The 22,910-nt window shown below is 49.6% G+C and carries 17 protein-coding genes; 12 read left to right on the top strand and 5 right to left on the bottom strand.

The window, feature by feature from the left end:
* Positions 1 to 15 precede the first annotated feature (15 nt).
* Positions 16 to 1,788 (bottom strand): ATP-grasp fold amidoligase family protein, encoded by a 1,773-nt coding sequence (locus W822_RS45785; RefSeq protein ID WP_024003902.1) that lies wholly within the window; start codon positions 1,786 to 1,788, stop codon positions 16 to 18.
* 509 nt (positions 1,789 to 2,297) lie between these two features.
* Here W822_RS45785 and W822_RS28210 point away from each other — a divergent pair.
* The 12 genes from W822_RS28210 (at position 2,298) to W822_RS28165 (ending at position 19,309) form a co-directional block, all read left to right on the top strand.
* Positions 2,298 to 3,041 carry a DUF6270 domain-containing protein gene (locus tag W822_RS28210; RefSeq protein ID WP_024003901.1) on the top strand — a complete coding sequence of 248 codons (744 nt, stop codon included), beginning with the start codon at positions 2,298 to 2,300 and terminating at the stop codon, positions 3,039 to 3,041.
* 277 nt (positions 3,042 to 3,318) lie between these two features.
* On the top strand, positions 3,319 to 4,317 hold the full coding sequence (locus W822_RS28205; protein WP_024003900.1) for a coiled-coil domain-containing protein: 999 nt from the start codon (positions 3,319 to 3,321) through the stop codon (positions 4,315 to 4,317).
* A 264-nt stretch (positions 4,318 to 4,581) separates the two neighbouring features.
* Entirely contained in the window at positions 4,582 to 5,751 is a 1,170-nt protein-coding gene (locus W822_RS0123200; protein WP_081724282.1) for a glycosyltransferase family 4 protein, read from the top strand.
* Positions 5,752 to 5,754: 3 nt separating this feature from the next.
* A complete protein-coding gene (locus tag W822_RS28200) occupies positions 5,755 to 7,629 on the top strand; it encodes a glycosyltransferase family 4 protein (protein WP_024003898.1) in 1,875 nt (624 codons plus the stop codon).
* 56 nt (positions 7,630 to 7,685) lie between these two features.
* A complete protein-coding gene (locus W822_RS28195; protein ID WP_024003897.1) occupies positions 7,686 to 9,104 on the top strand; it encodes a mannose-1-phosphate guanylyltransferase/mannose-6-phosphate isomerase in 1,419 nt (472 codons plus the stop codon).
* Between the two features lie 99 nt (positions 9,105 to 9,203).
* Entirely contained in the window at positions 9,204 to 9,926 is a 723-nt protein-coding gene (locus W822_RS28190; protein ID WP_024003896.1) for a fimbrial biogenesis chaperone, read from the top strand.
* A gap of 153 nt (positions 9,927 to 10,079) precedes the next feature.
* Positions 10,080 to 10,607, top strand: a complete 528-nt coding sequence (locus tag W822_RS28185; protein WP_024003895.1) for a Csu type fimbrial protein — start codon at positions 10,080 to 10,082, stop codon at positions 10,605 to 10,607.
* A 137-nt stretch (positions 10,608 to 10,744) separates the two neighbouring features.
* On the top strand, positions 10,745 to 13,003 hold the full coding sequence (locus W822_RS28180; protein ID WP_024003894.1) for a fimbria/pilus outer membrane usher protein: 2,259 nt from the start codon (positions 10,745 to 10,747) through the stop codon (positions 13,001 to 13,003).
* Between the two features lie 4 nt (positions 13,004 to 13,007).
* On the top strand, positions 13,008 to 13,988 hold the full coding sequence (locus tag W822_RS45780; RefSeq protein ID WP_031242149.1) for a Csu type fimbrial protein: 981 nt from the start codon (positions 13,008 to 13,010) through the stop codon (positions 13,986 to 13,988).
* Positions 13,989 to 14,322: 334 nt separating this feature from the next.
* Positions 14,323 to 15,951 (top strand): Hint domain-containing protein, encoded by a 1,629-nt coding sequence (locus W822_RS45775; RefSeq protein WP_024003892.1) that lies wholly within the window; start codon positions 14,323 to 14,325, stop codon positions 15,949 to 15,951.
* A gap of 359 nt (positions 15,952 to 16,310) precedes the next feature.
* Positions 16,311 to 17,288, top strand: a complete 978-nt coding sequence (locus W822_RS28170) for a CgeB family protein (protein WP_253272226.1) — start codon at positions 16,311 to 16,313, stop codon at positions 17,286 to 17,288.
* The gene (locus W822_RS28165) at positions 17,285 to 19,309 is read left to right on the top strand and encodes a capsular polysaccharide biosynthesis protein (RefSeq protein WP_031242146.1); all 2,025 of its coding nucleotides are present in this window, start codon (positions 17,285 to 17,287) and stop codon (positions 19,307 to 19,309) included. Before W822_RS28170 ends, W822_RS28165 begins: the two co-directional genes overlap by 4 nt.
* Before the next feature lie 42 nt (positions 19,310 to 19,351).
* On the opposite strand, the gene W822_RS28160 is transcribed toward W822_RS28165, so the two are convergent.
* The 4 genes from W822_RS28160 to W822_RS28145 all read right to left on the bottom strand — a co-directional run bounded on the left by W822_RS28160 (position 19,352) and on the right by W822_RS28145 (position 22,904).
* Complete coding sequence (locus W822_RS28160; protein ID WP_031242145.1) at positions 19,352 to 19,573, bottom strand: hypothetical protein; 222 nt, start codon at positions 19,571 to 19,573, stop codon at positions 19,352 to 19,354.
* A 136-nt stretch (positions 19,574 to 19,709) separates the two neighbouring features.
* Entirely contained in the window at positions 19,710 to 20,648 is a 939-nt protein-coding gene (locus W822_RS28155; RefSeq protein ID WP_031242144.1) for a hydroxyacid dehydrogenase, read from the bottom strand.
* 14 nt (positions 20,649 to 20,662) lie between these two features.
* Positions 20,663 to 21,661: a Bug family tripartite tricarboxylate transporter substrate binding protein gene (locus W822_RS28150; protein ID WP_024003887.1), complete on the bottom strand. Its 999-nt coding sequence runs from the start codon at positions 21,659 to 21,661 to the stop codon at positions 20,663 to 20,665.
* Between the two features lie 67 nt (positions 21,662 to 21,728).
* Positions 21,729 to 22,904, bottom strand: a complete 1,176-nt coding sequence (locus W822_RS28145; RefSeq protein WP_024003886.1) for a UxaA family hydrolase — start codon at positions 22,902 to 22,904, stop codon at positions 21,729 to 21,731.
* Between the last annotated feature and the right edge of the window lie 6 nt (positions 22,905 to 22,910).

The following is a 22,910-nucleotide window of genomic DNA, read 5'->3' as shown; positions in this document are numbered from 1 at the left end:
TTGCGCTAATACAGCTTAATTTCGTATATAGTTGGCTAGCCGAAAAAAATCCTGAAATTTTTCGCGATTGAATAGCAAATCTTCTCTTAAATCGATATTTGCAAAGCTCAATGCACTTCCCATTAGGCTGTCACAATACGAGCTTAGTGTCTCACTATCACTCGGGATGGGTGTGAGCTCTCCCAAGTATATCTGATCATTAGCCTGTAAAAAATCTACACGGATAAAAGGCATTGGCAATTTTCGGCTAATTGACTCAGCCAACTCGAAATGCGAGCGGTCAATTCCCTTTCCTACAAATGCACTGTTTGAATATTTCCCCGTGTCGACGATTTTTCCTGAACGATCGTACCAGCAACGCAAGACTCTGTCGTCTCTTTGGGACTCAAGTGCAAGAAGACATTTACCGTAGAAACAATAGAATTTAATATCTCTGGCCTTGCGCGTTGCGATGCTATCGTTGGATATGAGTTCTTCCAGAAACCATTGATCGCGGCGTACTACGCCCATTGTAAGGTAGTCGTTTATTCTCGCATTCAATTGGTCTATCGAGTCTAACCACTTTTTCCCATACAAGTCATGGATTCGGTTCTGGTTGTATATGATAAAAATACCTTTAGATACAGCACCCGCTACTGGTTTAAGCACGACGGAATCGCGTAATTTAAGGTCGGTATAGCATTTACCATACTCGTAGATTTCTGGTCTTTTAATACCCCATATATCTGCTAAAAGAAAAGTATTGAATTTGTCATCAATCAGATCTTTAACATTGATCCGATCAAATGATCCCCATTGCTCATGTAAAAAAATCCAATCTCTTTCCATGCTTAAAAAATTGAAAAACGAATTACTTCTTGCAGAATGGATCTGATCGTCATTAAATATCAGATTTAAATCTATAAATGGAACGGACCTGATTTGTTTCACTGTATAGTTTTCTCTTATCGTTCGAGCTAGTGCTTGACCTAAGTTAAAGTCAAAATCTTTAACTAGATTTAATTGAGCACCTAAAAGTCTGCAATCTATTTCGAGACTTTTCTGTTCCGAGATGAATTTATAAAGGGAAAGAGCATAATCAATGTCTTTAGCCTGATGTTTCTTGATACAAAGCAGAATCAGGAGCTCTCTAAAAAAACTCTTGTTTTCGAACAATAGAATAGCGCGGAGGAGATCATCGAAAACCAGATGATCTTTCAGCGTAAATAGAAGCGTAGAGATATCTCTGGGAATCCCAATCCTTGGAGCCACCTGTTTTAAAACGCTTCGGCACTTCTGGAAATCTCCCTTCTCAGCAAATAGAACTGCCAACAGAAATTTGGCTTTAATATTCGTGGATTTCGTGGCTTCGAGGTAAGTTTCGAGAAAATTAATGCTCTTTCCGATATCTATTTTCTTTAAAATATTGATGTAGCCGATTAACTCATTAGGCTGCAGCTTGAGTTCGCCTGCATGTTGGCCGATGGCCACGCAAGTCTGACGCGCGACCGTGGTATCTTCAGTCTGACTTAAATATTTCACCACCAAAGCCAATATAGTAGGATCCTCGGGATTCTGGGTGATTGCGCCCTCTAATAACACTTGGCATTTTGCATATTCTTTGAGTTCGAGCAGCGCGTCTGTATAAAGCGAAAAAAGCTCCTGATGAGCTAGAGGCTCTTCTTTTTGCATGTCGTCTAATTTTGTGACAAATCCTCGCAATGCTGCGAGATATTTCAAACTCGGAATATTCGCAAGTTTTAACGCCTCGATTTCGCTCCTTTCTTCAAGTAATTTGTCAAATGTCATCAGAGTTGCCTTCTAGTTGAAATAGCCTGCATTTTTCGCAGATAGTCGCCGCATCATGCCAGCACAGTTTTTAAAGATTTTAAACGGGAAAAATCGGAGCGGATTGGTCGTGGAGATAAACCACCACTCTACCTCAGTAAATGAGAGATTATCGCATTATCTGGTGATTTTATCTGGCAATTAGTATGACAACCATGGTGAAGGTGTTGTTTTGTGCAGTTAAAGATCCGCTCGGCTGTGGGTAGATGAGAACGATTGGTTTCTTATGACAGAATTCCAATTTATAATGATTGAAATATTATGTGGAGACAGCGAGGAATTCATAGTCCTGTTCTAAATGCCAAACGAAATACCAAATCCAGGCGCGAGTAGGTATTTCATTTCGAAGCCAGATTGCTTGCACGGTTTAGCTGCTTTCTTGGCTTTGGTTCTGTTGCAAAAGGGATTTTGTACTAACAGCAGTTTCCATAAAACTCACGCAGCAAAATTTAATTAGTGGAAAAGCAATTATGGAGAAAGCGGTGTTATTTGATGTGTTCGGGGGCTGCACGTCCCGAGATTTATTCAACTATCCAAATTCCCCGGGCGAAGTTAATGAATACTTCGCACGAACATCACTAGTCAGTCAATATACTGCCAAAATTGAATCATTACAAAATGTATCAATAGATGTTATCACCGGTTTTAGGAAGAATACAGTCTTAGGCGACTTCACTAAACGAATGCATGATTATTTCAAGTCGGACGCACCCAAAGCAGATTATTTTGTGATGGACCTGCTCGTTGAGAGACTTCCAATTCTGCAATACGAGAATGGGTTTGTCACAAATAGCCTTGAGTTTAAGCAAGCGAAAGTTGAACTATCTGATGCCAGGCAGATTGACCGCACAGAACATTTGCAACTATTTGAGCAGATCGTTCCGAGATTCGTTGAAGACTTGACCGTATATAAAAAGGTCTTTCTCAACAGGTCGCTTTTTTTGAAAAAATATGTGGATAAGGAAAATAACGTACAGTCTTTTAAAAATATCCATTATATAAATCGAATCAACGATATTTTGCAACCCTTATACGATATATTGGAACAGAAAATTGCTAATTTGGAAGTATTCGATTTGGCTGACGTGAATGCGTGGGAGGGACATCGTTGGGGTTTGAGCGCTTACCATTATGAAGATAAGTATTATTCGGGGGTAAACGACAAAATCCGGGCTAGCATTGGGAGTGTTGGCGGGCAAGCTGGAAAAATGTAAGTCTTTATATGGAACGGCGCACCAAGACCGAGTTAAGTGAATTCCATGACTCGATCCCGCCATTGAACTGCTCGCGTGTGAAAGTGCGTCGTTAAAAACTAGGAGTGAGAGTCTCGATGCCAGTGAGATTCCAAGATTTTGTTCGTTACTGCGGAAGTTGTACCTAAATGTCACCAATTTAAGTAATATTCGGAGGTAAGAGCAAGGTCATGAAATTTTTGAACTACCAGTTCTGTATATCGTCAATATGGATCGCATTTTTTAAGAGCATTTAGCCGTGAATAATTCAACTGACAAGGCCGCATCGAATGACGTTGATATTACAAATGCAAAGTCCACTAAGGACTCAGGCGTCAGTGCCGGTGTTCCAGGCTTCAGCGTGTGGATATCCGAGCGCGAGCGTTTGATAGCCGAGAATAATAGACTTGCAGGACTGTTGGACGAGATTCAGCAAGAACACAACAGAAAAACGGCTGAAATAATGTTCATTTCCAGTCAAAAGGACACAGAACTCAAAACCTTGCGCGCAGAATGTGGGCATCTGCGAGCTCAGGTGTCAGAAGCAGCCGAACAACGAAACGCCCTTGATTCGTTAGCTGTCCGAAGCGAAAGTCAAAAAAATGAAATCGAACAACGGGTAAAGGAAAATGCTGAACTGGCGGAACGACATCGCTTATTATCCGAAAATCTTAATGCTCGGGATGAGGCATTAGAAAAGATAGTGCTCGAAGTTAAGCAGTTAAAAGACGAGCACGAACGGCTGAAAAATGACAATGAAGCGTTGAGTGTCGAAAGTGCAAAGCTGAAGGTAGTCCAGGAAGAGTTAAGTGCCGCCACGCATACAAATCGACTCATAGAAGGCAAATATGCAAAAACGTTGAACCAAGTGCAGCGATCAGTTGCAGAGAGCGCGGAATTGACCGATCAGATTTCACAACTGCAAGCTCAATTGGACCGTTATAGTTTAGAGCTTGATGCTGCACAGAAGAAAGTGGAGGCCGCAAGATCAGATTTGCTTGCTGCACATAGTGCACATCAGAAAGAACTTGAAGCACTATCCGTTCAACATGGCAATTATGTCGCCCAGCTTCGAGCACTTTTCAACCAGCAAAGAGATGAAAGTGCTAAAGAATTTAAGGCGCTCCTGCAAAAACGTATGGAGAACCGCGGTGTAACGCGTGAGCTATCGACGGAATTGACCAAACAGCGTAACCAAGTCGAACGTACTTATGCTGAGCTAACCCTTAAAGAAACGGGTATGTCACTTGGGAAATGATCTGCTGTCGCAGACATTCTCAGGGGCAAATTTGACCGAATTTGGTGTCCACCTTAGCCCAATTCACTGCAAATGTTGCCTTTTGATGAAAATTACAACTGATTTTGACAAAAAAGTACCAAAAAGTGCTGCGAGTAATAAGCAATAAGCTTAGAATGTAATATTTTCTTGATTCAGTATTCAAATATTACTGAAATGCCACAAAAATCCAAATCAAAAGGATCGTAGCATGGTAGATTTTGTAGAATCATTTGGTATTAAGTGATGAGAACTCAAGAGTTGATCAACGGTTCATTATCACCAGCAGAATTGTTTTGCAGATCGGTCATAGATCAGGCGGAATACAGTGATGAGTTGCCCTACGTTTTGAATTTTGCTCCCTTGGCGCAAATAAATCCGTTCCAAAGGTTGCTCTATTGTCGGGCGTCATCGGCTGATTTTGCTATTCTTCCCGCCGTAGGCTTCGATGAATTGGCACCTGTCCGATGGAACGGACGCGGAGTCATTCATTTGCATTGGCTTGCATCTGTTTTGGCCGACGCAAAATCCTTGGATGACGCCAACATTCGGATTGACGAATTTAAAACAAAATTATGCCGCTGGCGCGAGCGTGGGTTCAGAATTGTCTGGACCATGCACAACGTGCTGCCTCATAACTCTGTATTGGTCGAGGCCGAAATCGCGTTGCGCAAGGTGGTAATTGATCAGGCAGACTGCATCCATACTCTATCAAAATCTTCAATCGAGGATTCGCGCCAGTATTTTGAACTTCCAGAATCCAAAGTTTTTTATATTCCTCATCCGACGTATGAGGGATGGTATGCCAACGTCAGAGATGGACAAAATGCGCGTCTGGAGCTTGATATTGAGGCAAACACGTTTACGTTTGTGCAATTTGGCGCCTTACAAAGATATAAAGGTGTTTTGGAGCTTGTCGAAGCATTTAGGCGTCTGCAGTCAATGCACTCTGAACGACTTTTTCGGCTGGTAATCGCAGGGATGCCCACTGATAAAGCTTATGTTACGGAAATATTGGAGGCCATTGCGCCGCTGCCTGCCATACGTCTGATCCAAAGCTCTGTACCCGAGCGCGACATACAAAGCTTTGCGAACGCAGCAGATGTGATGGTAGCGCCCTACATTAAGACACTAAATTCGGGAGTCGCCTTGTTGGCCGCGACGTTCGGCAAGCCGCTCATCGCCCCTGATATGGGCGGTGTCGGTGAGGTGTTTCAGCAGGACCCGACCTTGCTTTACGACAGCGAGGACCCGAATGGTCTATTGAACGCAATGGAAAGGGCGTTGACCCATAAAGTACAGGAAGAAGTGTTCTCCAGCATCCAGGAGACGTATAGCCCTGAGCGGATTTCGATTCAATTTTTCAAGACAATCGCCGAAAGATTATTTCCAGAAAAAAACGTAGACAAGGAATGATAGATGGTTGCAGGGCAAAAACTGAACGAACAGGAAAAGTCGCAAACGACCAGCATCCGCGATAAGTTGGTAGAGGTGACGCCGGGAGACATTCTCAAAATCAAGGTAAAAGTGATCGATGCCTTATTAGCGAACGAAAGGGCGCTAGTTTGCCAAATACAATTCATCGATGGGAATGGTGCGGTGATTTCCGCAGACGTTCTGGGCGCAAATGTCTCCCCTCGCTTCGGGAATTATATTTATATTCGATCAATTTCACCTAGCGATCCAGTTCTATGGGAGGACGAACTTATCCATGTTCCCCCAGGATCCGATACGATGAGACTGTCGCTCCATCCCTGGAAGAATTCATCGCAATTGCAGATTGGGAGTGAAATTGAATGCCGTGACTATCGGAAAATTGGAAAAACAAACAAAACGTTTACGCTTGAACCGAAAGGCGTTAATACGGGCGAGTTTGAGATATTGCCGTTTTGGCGTGCTGTTTTCTCTTCCGATATATTGATACGCGCGGCAGAAAAAAATTTGGGCGCTGACGTATTCGTTTCATTTGCGACTGAGGACGGCGAGGCGCTCGCTGTACAGCCAACAACGGCTCAAGCAATTGTTGGATCCGTGGAGAATCATAATCGGACGACTTTGCGCATAAATCCTGCGATGGGAAGTAGTGAATACGAAGGGTATTCAAGAGGTAAGGCCTGTGTGCAACTGATTCCGCCGCTTAACGCGGATAAAATGCGCATCTTGACGCGAGCGGACGACATAGAGTCGAGTATTCTGGTCTCGCAGAATTTATGGCCTTTCGAAACATTGGTTGAGGCTCATTTGTCCGTCGAATCGTTGGGGTTATTAATAAATAGGGCCAATTTATCATCAGATCTTCGCCATCACTCCTTTTCTAAACTTCTGGACAAATTCCCCGGGAATGCTGTTATATACGGAGCAGCTTTAGAGTACTTTATTAATCAAGACTACTCTGAAAAAATTATCAGCACAGCGAACCAAATTCTAAATCGCTTCCACGCGCCTGATGTCTTGCGTCAGGCCAGAGCCGCTCTGGCGACTGCGCGCCTGCTTGATCCCCATTGGTTACCAGGCACAGGGAAGGTTAGTGCGTCGGGTGTGACAGGAGCTCAAGCGGAGACAACGCCAAAAGTCGCACATCTTGCGTACATAGAAAACGTTCAAGATAATCCCGGTGTGGAGCATTTTCTGGTGTCGGTTCTTTCTTCTCAAAAGAAATCCGAGGTTGCTTTACCTTTTGTGATCAGCCCTGGTACAAGTGCATCAGAGAACGATCAAAATACAGTGTGGATATCATCAACATGTCAGATCATCAAACGATATGAAATTGCGTGTTTATCTTCTGAAGAAGAAGCGACGGTTTTGCCCACTACATTATTGAATTTCTCAGGTATTGTTGCAAAGAAAATTCTGCAAGTAGAAGCTCCCACGATTATTCACGCACATCAAAGCCACGGTGCATATAATTTTGCGTTGATGGGGCTGGCGCTGTCGAAAGCGTTCCGGCTACCGTTGGTGTATGACCGAACCGTAGCGCCGGACGCTCAGGTGAATGAAAGAGGAGCAACCACAGGTACCTTTTCCTCCAGGCATCTGGAACAGGAGTATCGGTGCATGAAAGAATCGCATGCCATCGTAATTTCAGCTGACTCGGAAACGCAATGGGCCGACTATGGTATTGAGCGCGAGAAAATATTCTGTATTCCGCATATTGCTGAGGGTAAGACCATGACGGACATTGAACGAGATCGATACCTGAACGAGATAAGTGCGATCTACCTCAAAGCGTATGAATATGCCAGGCGGTCAGTTCAGCAGACAGAATCAATGTCTGAAACATCTTCTGGAAAGTAAAGATGCGAGACACAGCCAGGTCAGTATTTTTCGTGGACTTTTAACAATAACCGATAATGAGAACGATAATACCCGTTATCCTGGCCGGTGGCTCAGGAACCAGGCTATGGCCATTGTCACGCGAGGCTTATCCGAAGCAGTTTCTTGTCTTGGAAGGAGAGCTCTCTCTGCTCCAGAAAACATGTTTACGCGTTGGGCAGCTATCGCCGTTGGGGCCACTGGTTATCACAAACGAAGAATATCGGTTTATCGTGTCCGAACACCTACGTCAGATCGGATTGACTCCCTCTGCGGTGCTACTGGAGCCCGCTGCTAGAAATACGGCAGCCGCTATTGCGTCCGCCGCGATATATGCGAGAACGATCGCGGAGGACCCGGTGTTGCTTGTGTTGCCTTCCGATCATGATTTTAGCGATCCGGAGGTTTTCCTGGATGCTGTTGATAGTGCCTACCACGTGGCCAAGTCGGGAAAATTGGTCACATTTGGTGTGGTGCCTACGCGGCCCGAAACGGGTTTCGGGTATATCCGATATAAGAGTACGTCAGAGCTCAAGCAAATCGAGCACTTCGTAGAAAAGCCCTCTTTGGAACTCGCCCAGCGATATGTGAATAGCGGTGACTATTTATGGAACTGTGGAATATTTATGTTCAAGGCTAGCCAATATCTGGGCCAATTGGAACAGCACGCGCCGGATGTCCTGTCGGCTTGTGACCGCGCGGTTGAGTGTTCGTCGCGGGATCTGGACTTTGTTCGACTTGAAAAAAAGGCATTTTTGTCCAGTCCATCGATATCAATTGATGTGGCCGTGATGGAGAAAACGGATAACGCAGTTGTTTTTGAAATCGCAGCGGGGTGGTGCGATATAGGGTCCTGGGATGCGTTACGCTGCATTCTTCCCGCCGATAAGAACAATAATGTGCTATCGGAGTCGGTTCTGGCGAAAGACTGTACGAATACTTTGGCAATTTCTGATAGCAGGCTGGTCGTTGCTGTTGGACTTGAAAATATCATCGTTGTTAATACCGTAGACGCTCTCTTGGTAGCAGATCAGAGTAGGGCCCAGGAACTTAAGCAAGTGGTTGGCGATATCAGACAACGCGGATTCGAAGAGGCAACGACCAACCGCAAGACATACCGGCCCTGGGGCAGTTTTGAGTTGATAACCCGCGGTGAAAAGTTTATTGTGAAGAAACTGCGTGTCAATCCAGGTGCCGCTTTAAGCATGCAAATGCACATACACCGCTCGGAACACTGGGTCGTTGTGGCGGGTACGGCTAAGGTCATCAAGGGCAATACGGAACAACGGCTAGTGGCGAATGAAAGCATTTATATTCCTCTAGGGACCCGGCATCGTTTGGAGAACATCGGCGACGATTTCCTAGAAGTGATTGAGGTGCAGGCAGGGGAAATCCTCTCAGAGGATGATATAGTCAGATATGACGATGCATATGGCAGAAGCACCATCGTTGAATAACTGTGGCAAAGTTTAAATGAAAACAAGCCTCGTCAGTGAGATTGACGATGATAGAATGGCCTTGGACGGGTTAATAATTAGTAATCATGGGGTTTGTTTATGCAGCTGTTGTGTCGCACATGGCTTTACATCCTATTGACATTGATGACTGGAGCGGGTGCTCACGCAGCTGGCCTCCAGGTCACCCCCATCGTCCTGAACATCCAGCAAACACAGAAATCAGACGGCCTATGGCTGACCAACACATCTAGCCAGCCCATGGATGTACAGGTCCGGGTATTCGAATGGCTTCAACAAAACGAGACCGACGTACTGAACCCCACACCAGAGTTCGTCGCCAGCCCGCCACTGGTTAAAATTCCCAGCGGCCAGAAACAGTTTGTCCGCCTGGTGCGGGTAGGTCAGAAGCCGGCAACTGGTGAGCGCGCTTATCGTATTGTGGTTGATGAACTGCCGCTCGAACGCGCAACCACCAAGGGATTGACATTCGCCTTGCGTTATTCCATTCCCGTATTTATTCAAGGCAGTGTTGCTACAGCGACCCCATCGCTGGCGTGGGAGCTCAGGCGCGGGGTTGGCGGAGACGTGCTTTTGGCCGTCACCAATTCAGGCCCCACGCGTGCAAAACTCAGCGCTGTGAAATTCGTCAGCAAAAACGGTCGGTCTGTCATGATCAATAAAGGCCTGTTCGGCTATGCTTTGGCGAACAGTAGTAGGCAATGGACTATATCTAAAAACGCAAAGGTGTTTGCAGCAGGCGGGCATTTTGAGATCACCATGAACGGAAAAAATCTTAACGTTCCATTTGCGGGATTTCGATAGGCCTTTCTGTTCTGTTGTTTTTATCCAATACGATCCCAATGTTACAATTAATATCATATTTGCTTATTTTATTATTTGAACGTACTATGACTTCATATTGCAAACGCAATATTCGGAAGAATTCATTACTTGTTTCGTGTACGGGGGATAATAATGAGAGCAAAAGTAGCAATCCTTTTTGCTGGCCTGATTGTAGCCGTCAGTCCAATGCAGGCCCATGCGGCAACAGATACCACGCAATTTGACGTGACAATCTCAATCGAGCCGTCATGTAATATCAGCACTGGTGATAATGGGGTTTCTACACTGGCATTTGGATCGCACGATTCGTTTCAGACAAACGTTGCGGGTCAGACCAATCTGACTGTCACCTGCACGAATGGGGCAGACTATGATCTTGGTCTGGATGCCGGCCAGCATGCCAGCACGCCTGATGATGTGAACACGCGACGCATGCAGGGAATCAGCACCACGCCTGACAACCAATCCGATTATGTGCCGTATCAGTTGTATCAGGACTCAGCCCGTTCGGACGTCTGGGGCAATACAATCGATACCAATACCTTGCAGAGCACAGGCACCGGCGCGGTCCAAACGCATGTGATTTATGGTCAGGTGCCGAGCACGAACTACACGGTGGGCGACTACCAGGATACCGTCACAGCGACCGTCACTTTCTGAGCGCCGTGAGATACGTTCCGGGTATCGCAAAGTAGTGGCGGGCAATGGTTGAATGGCCCAGAGGATATCGAGTCGTTTGCATATTGGCATTGTGGGGGCTGGCAGCGAGATTGTACGCTCAAGGTATCCCCCCGCCGGTGAGTGCGCGCGACGCCAGCGCTCTGGGCGAGTATGCAATCAAAGATAATACGGTTTATCTGGAAACCGTGCTCAATGGTAACGAGATAGCAGAGCTCAAGCCTTTTCAGGTCCGCAACGGCAGGCTTTTTGCTGCGCCAGAGGTACTGCGAAGTCTGGGTTTTCGCGTGGCAGATACGCCGACGGTGGCTCTGGATGACATTGATGGGTTGCGTTACGAATATCGCCAGGATATTCAGCGGGTATCGATGTCGGCGCCCATCGACAGTCTGGATCTGGAAAGATCGCAGTTTACCAACGAGAATTCGCGCGATATCCAGGTCTCCACGGGGACCGGCCTGCTGCTAAATTATGATCTGTATGCCTGGTACTCCAGCGAACGTTACCGCTCGGCCAGCGCCTTTTCTGAACTACGGTTTTTCAGCCCACTGGGCGTGCTCAGCAGCACAGGGCTCTTCAGGACTGCTACCGGTGTGCAGCAAAATCCTTGGGATCGCAAATCGGTACGCCTGGATACCCAATGGGAAACCTCCTGGCCAGGCAGCGCTATCAGCTTGCGCCTGGGCGATACGCAAACGGCCGCTTTGTCATGGTCGCGTGCGACGCGCATCGGGGGTATCCAGCTGAGTCGCAATTTTGCATTGCAGCCGTATTTTTCAACGGCGCCGCTGCCTTCATTTCTGGGCGCGGCAGACATTCCTTCGACGGCAGAGCTTTTTGTGAACGGCATCCGGCAGTTTGAAAATCAGGTGCCCGCCGGACCCTTCGAAATCCAGACCATGCCGTATATCAGCGGCGCCGGCAACGCCACGCTGGTACTGACCGATACGATGGGCAAGCAGCGTACCGTGCAATTGCCGTTTTACAGCAGTACGCTGCTATTGAAAAAAGGACTGGCGGACTGGTCTGTCGAAGCAGGATACGTGCGCCGTTCTTACGGTTTAAAGTCGTTTGATTACGGTCATGATCCGGTTTATTCGGGTTCAATTCGCTATGGTATCAGTAATAATCTGACCGCTGAGGCCCATGCCGAGATGACCCGGCGCCTCACAAACTATGGCGCCGGCGTTACCGTCCGATTGGGGCAGTTGGGCATCGTGTCCGGCTCCTATTCAACCAGCCGGCACGATGGTATGTCGGGTCGCATGGTAGGCGCTGGCTATCAATGGCAGGGTGGTCGTTTTCACGTGAGCGCCAATTTGAAGAAGGCGCAGAAAACCTACAGGGACGTGGCATCGTTATATGGCTCGGATGTTGCGCAGACAAATCAGATCATCTCTACCGGTTTCAATATGGGTCATTGGGGGCAAATCGGAGCCAGCTGGATCAATCTGAAGTATGTTGGGCAGCCTGCAAGCCGATATTTGAACGTGTATTGGAGCAAGCAACTGACTGACTCCACCAGCCTGGCGTTGAATTACAACAAGGATCTGGGCAATAGAGGCAATCAGACACTTTATCTTGGTGTTTCGTTCAGTCTGGATAATCGCTATTCAGCCTATTTGTCGGCAACGGCGCTCGGTGACAGAAATCGCTATGGCGCAAGCGTATACCGTCGTGCCGAGGGAGAAGAAGGGTTGTCCTGGTCGTTGCAGTCTCAATATGACGAGCGCTCCACAGCGCTCTATGCGAGCGCCAGTTATCGCGGACGCTATGGCGAGTATTCGGCAGGAATACAGGCGGACAAGGGCAGCAGTTCGGCGTATGTGAATACTACGGGCGCGCTGGTGCTGATGTCGGGTGGTGTGTTCGCCAGCCGCCAGATTAATGATGGTTTTGCAGTCGTGTCCACAAACGGGGTGAAAGACGTGCCGGTTCAGCTGGAGAACCGCAAGTATGGCACAACCGACAGCAGCGGCCTGATGATCGTTACGCCGTTGAGCGCTTATCAGCGCAATCGGATTTCGATTGATCCCTCCGCGCTACCCGCCAATGTCATGATTGATAAAGTTGAAACGACCGTGGCAACAGAAAGCCGGGCCGGTACGCGCGTGCTATTCAAGGTTGCGCCAGTGCGTGCTGCCACCGTGGTTTTGCAGGATATGCATGGGCAGACGTTGCCATTGGGTACGCGAGTCGTGCTCAATGGCGATAACGACGCGTTCGTAGGTTACGATGGTATTGTCTATTTGGAAAAACTGCAGCCGGGAAATCACCTGGATGTTGAATTGCCAGGCTCAGTGTGCCGGATCACATTCAGTTATCAGGACGGGCAGGAGACCATTCCACGCATCGGACCGTTGACATGCAAGGACTAAACCCATGAATCGATTTGCTTACGGGTGTTTATCGCTATTAATTGTTCTCTGTGGGCTGTTTGCGACTCAACCGGTCCAGGCCAGATGTACTGCCACAGTGACTGCATTGAATTTTGGGAGCATCAACCCGGTAACGGCCGGTGCAGTCGATGTGAATGCGACTGTGGACTATTCGTGTTCGTCCATTATTTCGCTTCTCAGTTATATCAAAGTATGTATCGAAATCGGCCCGGGGGCCAGCGATACGGACGTCAATAACCGTTATCTGCCGCACGCCTCGGTGACATCCGATCGGTTGGCATATAACGTTTATTCCAGCGCCGCCAGGAACACGGTCATTGGGAATGTATACGGCTCCGCGAGTCCGCCGGTTATTCTCCAGCACGGGCCGTATGCGGTAACTTTGCTGGCGACGGCAAAGGGAACCCAGACCATCTATGGGCGCATTGCTGCCAGCAATCCCTTCATGCAACGCAGCGTGGGACCATACAATACCTCACTCACGGTCACGGTACGGATGGCCGTTATCAGCTTGATTGATCTTCTGCCTTGCGTGGACTCAAACCCCGCAGTGGTGCCGATGCCGGTAACGGCGCAAATGCTGAGCGCCTGTCAAATCACAGCCAGTCCGCTGGACTTTGGCCGCCAGCCAAGCAATTTTTCTTCGGCAGTACAGTCTACTTCGCAAATCAATTCATCCTGCACCAAAGGCACGGCTTACCAGATCGGACTCAACAATGGGCTATACGCGTCCGGTAATCAGAGGCGCATGCGTTCCGCAAACGGACAATACATTAATTATGAGCTGTATAAAAACGCGGGACGAACTCAGCGCTGGGGAATGGCACTCAATACGCCGGAAACCGTAACTGGACAGGCGACGGGAAGTTCACAGAATGCGACGGTTTATGGGCAGGTGAGTCCGCAGAGCGGACTGCGTGCGGCAGATTACAAAGATACCGTCACAGTAACGATTACCTATTGATTTTATTGGTAATTAGTTGATTGTTATTTTCGAGATAAAAGTCATCATAAGCCCAATTATATGACAATAATTAGGTGTTTACCCTTAGTTATAACATTTATTATTTTTTACCCATTGTTTCATTCCATTTCGCATGTAATAATCACATACGAAATATTTCAAACATAGTTTGATCTACTTCTTTGGCGTGATGGGAAGCCCATCGTCGCTGCGTTCTCCCCGGAATGGTCGTCATTAAGAACGCCATCCGGTCGCAGTCTAAATAAAATGCGATTAAAAAAACGTTGTGCACTACGGTGTAACAACAAATTCAACTTTTATGGATAGGTGAATAATGGCTACTATTAACTTTACGGCCCTGGGTACGAGCACCCAAAGCTATGATCAAGGTCAGAATCCCGATGATTCAGTACTGAACGTAAACATCGGGGTTGGTGCAGTAGGCACCAAGAATGTGAACATCACCAACGTAGACGACGTTGAAGGTCCCTTGACTTTGAACCAAACGGTCGCTGCGGGTTTGCTGAGCACACAGAACATCAACATCGGTGAAAATGTCGATCTGATCCAAGGCGGTCTTGCTGGTGTGAATGTTGGTAATACGTTCAACTACAACCTGAGCGCGAATTCCTCCTTCACAATGAATCCCGCCACAGTCAATATCGGTGCATTGAACACCGTCAATATTGATATGGGCGATTCAGGAACGTCTACATTTACATACGATTCTACGGGCGTGAATCTGGATCTTTCTGCTTTCCCCAACATTACTAATATTTCCGAAGGTGACCAGATCAATGTAGCTAATGCTACTAGCGGCGAATACGTCAATGGCGATCTGATTTTCCGTGACTCCAATAACATTATCGTTGGTCGTTTCAATGCCGACGGTCTGGACCCTGCCAATGTCCGTTTTGAGGGCGGTTCAATGACCTACGCTTGCTTCCTGAAAGGCACGCATATCGCAACTCCCGAAGGTGAAGTAAAAGTTGAAACGCTGCAAGCTGGCGACAAAGTCCTGACCGCTTCTGGTGGTGTTGCAACCGTCAAATGGCTGGGCCATCGCACGCTGCAGAAGAGCCGTATTCCTGCCAAGGACGCGGTCCGTGCTTTCCCTATCCTGATCAAGAAAGATGCGATCGCAGACAACGTGCCCCACGCTGATCTGACAGTCTCTCCTGGTCACCATCTGTCGTTCGACGGCACCCTGGTTCCAGCCATGATGCTGGTGAACGGTCAGACAATTGTTCAGCAATTCAACACACGTACATTCCAGTACTTCCACGTTGAGCTGGAGCAGTTCGACATCGTGCTGGCCGAAGGCGTGCCTGCTGAATCGTATGTGGATACGGGTAACCGCTCCATGTTCCAGAACTCGGCTGAAGTGGCAATGAATCCGGACTTCGGTCCTGCAGAGGGCCGTCCTGAAATGGCCGGTATCACTGTTGCTCGCGAAGGTGCTGTGGTTGAAGCCATTCGCAAGCAGTTGCTGGCACGTGCCGAGATGTTGACGGGTGCAAGCCGCACAACCGATGCAGCGCTGTGCATCGAAGTCAACGGTCAAATCGTTCAGGCTTCTCCGGAGTTTGTGAAAGAAGGCGTGTATCGGTTCGAACTGCCTGTCAACGCAGGCGACGTTCGCATCCTGTCCCGCTCTGCCATTGTTCGTGATGTGACGCCTCTGGCTCGTCGCGATATTCGTCAGATTGGCGTGGGTGTTTCCGGCCTGGCTATTCTCGATCAGAATGGTCGTCGCGAGCTGGATCTGGCTGATGCATCCATTACCGGTCTGAACAAACCTCAGGACGTGAAAGGTACGCAAATGCGCTGGACGACAGGCAACACTGTTGTTCCAGCCGGTACAATCCAGGCCTCCGGCAAAGCAACGCTGGAACTGACTGTACTGCGTACTTACACATACTGGGTTGATGGTGTTGCTCAGAAACTGTCCAAAGTGGCATAATTTGGTTAGTTGAAAATACAGTCGTTGTACGGCGCTTCTGACCGCGCCCGGTGTACACAAAGGCAGGCTGCAGGTACTTTACTTGCAACCTGCCTTTTTTATTCTTTCTATAATAAATGCTACTGCGGTTTGTCCTCATCCCAACCCGGTTGCAAATTCTTTACAATACGTGTTCGTGACAGGCGCAATTTTGTTCTATCATCTTAAATGAAACAAAAAGTAAATAGATTTAATGTTGTTATAGCTGTCTTTCTTCAAGATTATAGGCAACCGTGAGAAGTTTTCTGAGCTCATTCAAATCACCGTGGGGTGGCGTGCAAGTACACCCTGAGGGGGAGTTTTCACATCTTAGAATCGCCTTGGTATCAGACGAGCTGACACGAGCCTGCCTGAGTCAAAGCGCCTGGGTCAAGAACCTGACGCCACTCAATTACATGCACATTCTCCGGTTCTGGAAGCCCGATGTGCTTTTTGTTGAATCTGCCTGGAAGGGAATTGACGACGCCTGGAAATTTCGCATTGCCAGTTATCCGGATCATCCCGAGCGAACCAATAAGTCACTTAAGAAATTGGTCAACTATGCGCGGGAATTGAATATTCCGGCTGTGTTCTGGAATAAGGAAGACGGCGTTCATTTTGATCGATTCATCGATTCGGCGCGATTGTTCGACCATATTTTTACGGTAGATGAAACCTGTGTTCCAAAATATCGCGAACATGTGGGGCCGCATGCCTCGGTCGAAACTCTCATGTTTCCGGTGCAACCCTTGTTTCATCGCTTTACCGGGTTCAATTTCAAGTATCACACGGCCAATTTTGTGGGCAGTTACAGCAAGCATTTGCACGATTCGCGCCGGATTTGGCAGGACATTGCTTTCCGGACCTGTTCGGACTCGGGTCTTGGCCTGATAGTCTATGATCGCAATTCAGATCGTAAGAATCCGCATTATCGTTATCCTGCCTTACCGTCCATGCAAATTCGTCACGCCATTCAACACGCTATGACGGGTTTGGTCTATAAAGACAATCTTGTGACGTTAAATGTCAACACGATAGTTGATTCGCCCAGCATGTATTCCCGCCGCCTGATTGAGGCGCTGGCTTGTGGAGCGATTATTGTCACCAATCCCAGCCTGGCGGTAGAGCGCATGTTCAGTGGCTTTTGTCATATCGTGACCTCGCGCGAGGAAATGATGTCGCTGTTTGAGCGGCTTAAACACGGTCCGTCTGGCCAGGACCTTGAGCGCGCACGAGCCGGAGCCGAATTCGTGCTGTTACATCATACCTGGCAGGACCGCATCAGGCAGGTGGTTGAAGCCTTGAGATTGACGGCATGAAGACGGGCGGTATTGAAGCTGAACTGGCAGAGAACGAGCGTTATGCCGTCAGCCCGCTGGATATCGGGTTGTGGCGAAATCGTCATTTAGGCGCATATTTGTCCGGACCGCTGCGTGTCCGCTGGTTTGGTGCAGGGCCCGAAGATGTCCGGCTGGGCTGGGGGCGAAAAAAGAGCGGCTTGCGGGCGGTACGAATTGCGACGGCACAAAATAGTCCATTTTGTCTGCTGGAGGACGGTTTTTTGCGTTCGGTCGGGCTGGGCAGGGAAGACCCGCCCTTGTCCCTGGTATTCGACCATGCGGGGATTTATTACGATTGCAACTCCGCATCGACGCTCGAAGCGCAGATTATGCAGCCTTTGGAGGCTGGTGAACTGGAGCGTGCGGATGCCTTGATTGCGCTGTGGCGCCAGCATCGGGTGTCCAAATACAATCATCTACCGGAATATGCCGGCGAGTTGCGGGCGAACTACGTCCTGCTGGCTGATCAAACCTTGGGCGATGCGTCTCTGAGGTATGGCAAGGCTTCTCCTCAGACGTTTCAGAATATGCTGCAAGCGGCACTGAGTGCTCATCCAAACTCGGAAGTGCTGGTCAAGATCCATCCTGATGTATTTGCCGGCCGCAAAAAAGGTCATTTTGACGTGGCGGCGCTGCAAGCCATGCCGCGTGTCCGTGTATTGGCTGAAGATGTGCACCCGGTGCGCCTGATTGAGCACGCCCGGGCTGTGTATGTGGCCACATCGCAAATGGGATTTGAGGCGTTAATCTGGGGCAAGCCGGTTTTTACTTTCGGAATGCCGTTTTATGCCGGGTACGGCCTCACGACAGATGCCATCACCGCGCCGGCGAGACGCCGGCCGGTAACGTTGGCGCAACTGGTTTTTGCGGCGCTCCTGCGCTATCCGCGTTATCTGGATCCCGAGACGAATCAGCTCACAACGGCTGAACGCCTGATTGCATGGATGGGACTGCAAAGAACCATGCGCGCGCGGTTTGCCTCTCCGGTTTATGCACCGAATTTCTCACGCTGGAAAAAGCCAATCGTCAAGGGGTTTTTCCAGGGCAGTGAAGTCCGGTTCATCGATAAGGCGAGCGACTACCCGGGCAGTGGCCAACTTGCCTTATGGGGACGCTCGCAAAAGTCGCCTGCTTCCCCCCAGGATACCGTCTATCTTGAGGATGGATTCCTGCGCTCGGTCGGCCTGGGCGCGGATCTGATCCGCCCCTCATCCTGGGTTATGGATCGCCGGGGTATTTATTATGATTCTGCTCAGGAGTCAGACCTTGAGCATATCCTGCAAACCTCAATGTTTGACGACGCTTTGCGCTCTCGTGCCTGCCAATTGCGCAAGCGAATCGTTGCGGAGAATTTGACAAAATATAATGTGGGTACAGGGCGCTGGAGTCGGCCGGCAACAGCGGCACGCGTGATTCTGGTGCCGGGGCAGGTCGAATCGGATGCGTCTATTCGCTTTGGCTCGCCTGCTGTGCAGCGAAATATGGATTTGCTGCGCGCCGTACGACAAGCGAATCCCGATGCATATGTTGTCTACAAGCCGCACCCTGATGTGGTCGCCGGTCTGCGTAATGCCGGCCAGAATGAGCAGGATGCCTTGCAGTGGTGTGACGAAGTCATTATAGATTTGCCGATTGGCGAGTTGTTCGCTTCGGTTGACGAGGTTCATGTATTGACTTCACTGGCTGGTTTTGAAGCGTTGTTAAGGGGGTGTAAGGTGATCACCTTTGGGCAGCCTTTCTACGCTGGGTGGGGGTTGACCACAGATTTGTATCCGGTTGCCCGTCGTCGGCGCGCCTTATCTCTGGACGAACTGGTAGCCGGCGTGCTGATTCTGTATCCTACTTATGTGAGCCGCCGCTCCGGTCGCTATACGACACCAGAAAATGCCTTGGATGAATTGTTAAGCTGGAAAGCAGCCGGTGTCAGTCATATGCCACTTTGGCGCAAATATTTGCGGCCACTGTTGGGAGCGATTGCGGGATTGCGTGGAAAGCGCTGAGGGGCCAGGTACAGCTTTTCCCTCAAGCGCAAACCGACAATCTTATCTTGCGGTTGATTGCTCTTCAATTTCCTGGGCAAACGTTTTCCCGCAAAGCTTGCACCGATCTTCATAACTGGGATCGCAGGAAATTTCGATCATCTCATCGGCATTTTCAAAGGCGTCCATTTCTGTTGCGGCGCATTCGTTACAAACAAGGACATTGGTGTGGGGAACATCCAATTCATCGGCTTTGTCACCTGAGTAAATGGAAAACATCTTCATATTGCCTCCGTTAACGTCTATTTTATTTGTAATATTTCTGACCATTATAACGGCTGATTTGTATACCTGACGGATTTCTATGGGTAACTGTAAGTGCCTGATAATGCGTCTCATATGGGAAACCGACCTTAATATCTCAGGCTAGTCCCATTAAATGCGTCGCCACTTTCTCCGCAATGACCCCTGAAACCCTCTTATTCGCTTCCTCGGTGAGCCCCGCAATATGCGGCGTCAATATCAGATTCGGTATATCCGGCAAGCTGTTTCCCGCCTTCACCGGTTCATCTTCAAACACATCCAGCGCTGCGCCTCGCAATTTCCCGCCTTGCAACGCAGCCACCACCGCATGTTCATCCACAATGCCACCCCGCGCAGTATTAATCAATATGCCTTGTGGTTTCATCAATGCAACGCGTTCGGCATCGATCAAGTGACGGGTATCATCAGTCAGCGGCACATGCAAACTGACCACGTCGCTTTCCTGCAGCAACGAGCCCAACGACATCGGAGTTGCTTTGCTGTCACCCCATACCGGATTATCCGGCGCGATCATGGGGTCGTGCGCCACAATCTTCATTCCCAGGCCACGGGCCAGGCTGGCAGTGAGCTGGCCGATACCGCCAAATCCGACCAGTCCCAGGGTGCGTCCTGATACCTCCAGGCCGTTGCCCAATGCATTGCGTGGCCATTGGCCGGCGATAATCTGCGCACTCGCCTGGTAAGCACCGCGCAGCAAAACAAACATCGTTGCAATCACATATTCGGCCACCGCCTGGGCGTTGGCGCCGGTGGCCGGATACACGGTAATGCCTTTTTCCTTGCAAAGCGCCATATCAATATTATCCAGACCTACGCCCAGCCTGCCCACCACTTTCAGTTGCGGTGCCTGTGCCAGCAATTCCTGGTTGACCTGGGTGCGATTGCGAACAATAAGTGCTGTAGCCTGTGACAGGGCGTGCCCCAGCTGCTCGCGAGCATCAACCAGATCTGGCCGATAATCCACCTGCGCCACCTGGCGCAGGCGTTCTACCGCAGGTTCATCCATAAACTCGGAAATGACAATTGTGTGGGTCATGTTAAATGCGATGCTCAGTTGACTTTGATATTGGCGTCTTTGATGACTTTGGCCAGTTTCCCGATCTGTTCATGCAGATAGGTTTTGAACTCATCCGATCCCATGGGATCGGGAATAAAGCCCAGTTTGACCAGTTGTTCGCCCATGGCTTTTTCTCCAACAACACCGGTCACTTTCTCACTGATTTCCTTGACCAGTGCCGGGTCTGTGCCTTTGGGTGCCAGCAAGCCGGTGAAGTTATCCACCATCAGGCCGGGCAAGCCAGCTTCTGCCGTCGTGGGCACGTCCGGCACGGCCGCGGCTCGTTTGTCGGACGTAATTGCCAGGGCCCGCAGTTTGCCTTGTTGTACATAAGGGAGCGATTCCGGGTAATTGGAGAATACGACATCCAACTGCCCCCCTATCAGATCCACCATAGAGGGCGCGCCGCCTTTATAAGGCACGTGGGTCATTTTGGTTTTGGTCAGGTCCTGGAACAGGGCCATGGCAATGTGTGGCGGCGTGCCGGTGCCGCTGCTGCCAACGTTCAGTGTTTTCTTTTTGGCTGTGTCGATCAGGTCCTGCAGGGTTTTGATGGGGCTGTTCTGCGGCACGACCACCATAATAGCCGAGGAGGCGATTTTGGCAATGGGTACGAAGTCGGATTCGATATCATAGCCAGCGCTTTTGCCGAACAGGGTTTTATTGACGGCGTGCGTCATGGTAATGGCCAGCCAGGTATTGCCGTCCGGCTTGGCGCGCGCCGCTTCGGTCGCGCCCAGGTTGGCATTGGCCCCTGCCTTGTTGTTGACGACGATATTCCAGCCGGTTTTATCACCGACGCCTTTGGCGATCATGCGGGCGGCGACATCGGTCAGCCCGCCGGGTGCGAAGGGCACAATGTAGGTAATATACTGGTCCGGCTTCCAGTCGGCCTGGGCGGCCGGAACCACAATCGTGGCACAGGCACCTAATATTGACAACAGTCCGAGTTTGAGTATGCTGCGTTTTGTTGCGATGTGACGATGCTTCATGGGGTGTCTCCTCCACGATTGTGATAGACGGCCGGGCGGGGTTTTTTATGTGCCGGCCGTTTGGGGGTCAGGCGCTTTCGAACAGTCGGGTCAGGACAAATTCGCGATGGCCCAGGGTTTCAGCCGCCGTCCAGCGGCCGTTGGCGGTGGCCAGCATGCACTCAAGTAGTTTGTCGCCGGCCTGATCCAGGTTGATTTCCCGTTGCAGCAGGCCAGAGGTATCGACATCCACATGCTCGGCCATTGTTCTGACGGTACGCGGGTTGGCGCAGATTTTGATGACAGGCAGGATCGGATTGCCGATCACATTACCCTGGCCAGTGGGGAAAAAATGCACGGCATAGCCGGAGGCCGCGCACAAGGTCACCATTTCGGCAGCAGCCGATGAGGAGTCCATAAACCACAGGCCTTTGCCTGTCGGTATTTCCGCCTTGTCCAGCACGCCATCCACCATGCATTTTTTACCGATCTTCTGGATATTGCCCAGCGCTTTTTCTTCAATGGTGGTCAGCCCGCCCGCGATATTTCCCTTGGTGGGCTGGGATTCAGACAGATCGGAGGTTTTCCAGCGGTTGATCATGTCCTGGTAGCGGTTGAACATGAACATGAAGTCCTCGCGCACCTTGTCATTGGCACAGCGCGCCGCTACGATTTGCTCGCCACCGGTCAGTTCCGATGTTTCGCCAAACACAAGTGTGTTACCCGTGGCATATAGCTTGTCGAAGGCGTCGCCCACGGTGGGGTTGGCGCCGCAGCCGGATGTCGTGTCCGATTCACCGCATTTGGTCGAGACCCACAGATCGGCGATCGGGCATTCTTCGCGTTCCAGTGCGGTGGCGTAATGCACGAATTCCTTGGCTTTCTTGGAGGCGCGCATGATGGTGTCGTGATCGCCATGCAGCTCGATGCTGAAGCCGGCAACGGGCTTGCCCGTCTCGGCGATGGCATCCACGATTTTTTTGGTCCAGCCTTCCTCAATGCCGATGACGATAACGGCGGCGACGTTGGGGTTACAGCCGGTACCAATCAGCGTGCGAAAGTGCAGGTCCAGGTCGGCACCGAATTGCAGGCGACCATAGGGATGGGGAATGCCGATGGTGCCTTTGATGTTATTGGCAACCGCTTCGACTGCGGCATTGGAAATATCGTCAACAGGCAGGATCACAACGTGGTTGCGTATGCCGACGCGTCCGTTGTCTCTTCTGTATCCGCGAAAGGTGGTGTTTGAATCAATAATGGCCATGGGGAA

This window comes from Advenella kashmirensis W13003 (genome assembly GCF_000506985.1).
In the GTDB taxonomy this organism is placed as follows: Bacteria; Pseudomonadota; Gammaproteobacteria; order Burkholderiales; family Burkholderiaceae_B; genus Advenella; species Advenella kashmirensis_A.
The sequence above is the reverse complement of the archived record's forward strand: the minus strand, read 5'-3'. Positions and strand labels throughout refer to the sequence as shown.

Excerpts from the sequence above, each read along its gene's own strand:
- W822_RS28190 (WP_024003896.1), top strand. The coding sequence starts at position 9,204 with ATGCAGCTGTTGTGTCGCACATGGCTTTACATCCTATTGACATTGATG.
- W822_RS28155 (WP_031242144.1), bottom strand. The coding sequence starts at position 20,648 with ATGACCCACACAATTGTCATTTCCGAGTTTATGGATGAACCTGCGGTA.
- W822_RS28165 (WP_031242146.1), top strand. The coding sequence starts at position 17,285 with ATGAAGACGGGCGGTATTGAAGCTGAACTGGCAGAGAACGAGCGTTAT.
- W822_RS45785 (WP_024003902.1), bottom strand. The coding sequence starts at position 1,788 with ATGACATTTGACAAATTACTTGAAGAAAGGAGCGAAATCGAGGCGTTA.
- W822_RS28185 (WP_024003895.1), top strand. The coding sequence starts at position 10,080 with ATGAGAGCAAAAGTAGCAATCCTTTTTGCTGGCCTGATTGTAGCCGTC.
- W822_RS28195 (WP_024003897.1), top strand. The coding sequence starts at position 7,686 with ATGAGAACGATAATACCCGTTATCCTGGCCGGTGGCTCAGGAACCAGG.
- W822_RS28210 (WP_024003901.1), top strand. The coding sequence starts at position 2,298 with ATGGAGAAAGCGGTGTTATTTGATGTGTTCGGGGGCTGCACGTCCCGA.
- W822_RS28145 (WP_024003886.1), bottom strand. The coding sequence starts at position 22,904 with ATGGCCATTATTGATTCAAACACCACCTTTCGCGGATACAGAAGAGAC.
- W822_RS45775 (WP_024003892.1), top strand. The coding sequence starts at position 14,323 with ATGGCTACTATTAACTTTACGGCCCTGGGTACGAGCACCCAAAGCTAT.
- W822_RS0123200 (WP_081724282.1), top strand. The coding sequence starts at position 4,582 with ATGAGAACTCAAGAGTTGATCAACGGTTCATTATCACCAGCAGAATTG.
- W822_RS45780 (WP_031242149.1), top strand. The coding sequence starts at position 13,008 with ATGAATCGATTTGCTTACGGGTGTTTATCGCTATTAATTGTTCTCTGT.
- W822_RS28160 (WP_031242145.1), bottom strand. The coding sequence starts at position 19,573 with ATGAAGATGTTTTCCATTTACTCAGGTGACAAAGCCGATGAATTGGAT.
- W822_RS28200 (WP_024003898.1), top strand. The coding sequence starts at position 5,755 with ATGGTTGCAGGGCAAAAACTGAACGAACAGGAAAAGTCGCAAACGACC.
- W822_RS28150 (WP_024003887.1), bottom strand. The coding sequence starts at position 21,661 with ATGAAGCATCGTCACATCGCAACAAAACGCAGCATACTCAAACTCGGA.